Here is a 1,538-nt window from a genome sequence, read left to right as displayed (position 1 = left end):
CGCCTTGCGCGCCTGGGCCGCGCCTGACCATGTCGCGCCTCGCGCGCCTCGTGCAGATCCTCAAGGTGGCCGGCCGCCACCGGCTCGATGAGCTGCTCCCGGCCGGCAGCCTGCCGATACCCCTCGCCCTGGCGCTGCGCGCCAACCCCTGGCGGTTACAGGCAACCGCGGGGAGGGCGCGGGCTGAACGGCTGCGCCTGGCCCTTGAGGAGCTCGGGCCCGTCTTCATCAAATTCGGCCAGACCCTGTCCACGCGGCGGGACCTCCTGCCCGTGGACATCGCCGACGAGCTGGCGCGGCTTCAGGATAATGTCCCGCCCTTCGCCGCCGCAGAGTCCCGCGCCATCATCGAGCGCGAACTGGGTGACAGCGTCGACCGCCTCTTCGCCAGCTTCGAAGCAGCGCCCATGGCCTCTGCCTCCGTAGCACAGGTGCACGCGGCCACACTGCACGATGGGCGGGAGGTGGTGGTCAAGGTGGTCCGTCCGGGCATTGAGGCAGTGATCCGCCAGGACATCGCGCTGCTGTTCACCCTGGCGCGCCTCGCCGCCCGCTATCTCCCCGACGGTCGTCGTCTGCGTCCCGTGGAGGTAGTGGCCGATTACGAGCATGTGATCCTCGACGAGCTCGACCTCGGCCGCGAGGCCGCCAACACCTCGCAGCTCAAACGCAACTTCGTCGACGGCAAGCTGGTCTACGTACCGGAAGTGCACTGGGACTACACCCGTCGCAAGGTGTTTACCATGGAGCGCATCCACGGCATCCCGGTAACGGACCTCGGTGCCCTGCGCGCCACCGGCGCAGACCTCAAGGTCCTCGGCGAGCGCGGCGTGGAGATTTTCTTCACCCAGGTTTTCCGCGACAGCTTCTTCCATGCCGACATGCACCCCGGCAACATTTTTGTCGACGCCTCGGACCCGGCGGACCCGCGCTACATCGCCATCGACTGCGCCATCATCGGCAGCCTCAGCGACTCGGACCAGTACTACCTCGCGCGCAATCTCCTGGGCATTTTCCGTCGCGACTACCACGAGGTCGCGCAGCTGCACGTCGAGTGCGGTTGGGTGCCGCCGGATACCCGGGTGCAGGACTTCGAGCAGGCGATGCGTGCGGTCTGCGAGCCGGTCTTCGAACGCCCCATTGCCGAGATCTCCTTCGGCCAGCTGCTGGTGTATCTGTTCCGCACCGCTGCACGCTTCGATATGGAGGTCCAGCCCTCCCTGGTGCTGCTGCAGAAGACCCTGCTCAACATCGAGGGTCTCGGGCGCCAGCTCTACCCGGCCCTGAACCTCTGGGATACGGCCCAGCCCTTCCTCGAGCAATGGGTCCAGGACCGCTACTCACCGCAGAGCATGCTCAAGCGTATTCAGCACCACGCGCCGGGCTGGCTCGAGCAGTTGCCCCAGCTCCCGGACGTGGTACTCGAGAACCTGCGCGAGCACCGCGACAGCGAGGCGCGGCTGCAGGCGGAGCTCGCCCGGCGGGAACGCCGGCAGGCCGACGCCCGGCGCGTAGAGCGCCGCCGGCTCTTCGCCGCT

Annotated in this window: 1 protein-coding gene; it reads left to right on the top strand. The window is 67.9% G+C overall.

What is annotated here, in order from left to right; genetic code table 11:
* Positions 1-29: 29 nt before the first annotated feature.
* On the top strand, positions 30-1,538 hold a 1,509-nt coding region (gene ubiB / locus HRUBRA_RS14505), incomplete at its 3' end, for a ubiquinone biosynthesis regulatory protein kinase UbiB (protein ID WP_052094974.1).

This window comes from Pseudohaliea rubra DSM 19751 (assembly GCF_000764025.1).
GTDB lineage: Bacteria > Pseudomonadota > Gammaproteobacteria > Pseudomonadales > Halieaceae > Pseudohaliea > Pseudohaliea rubra.
The sequence above is the reverse complement of the archived record's forward strand: the minus strand, read 5'-3'. Positions and strand labels throughout refer to the sequence as shown.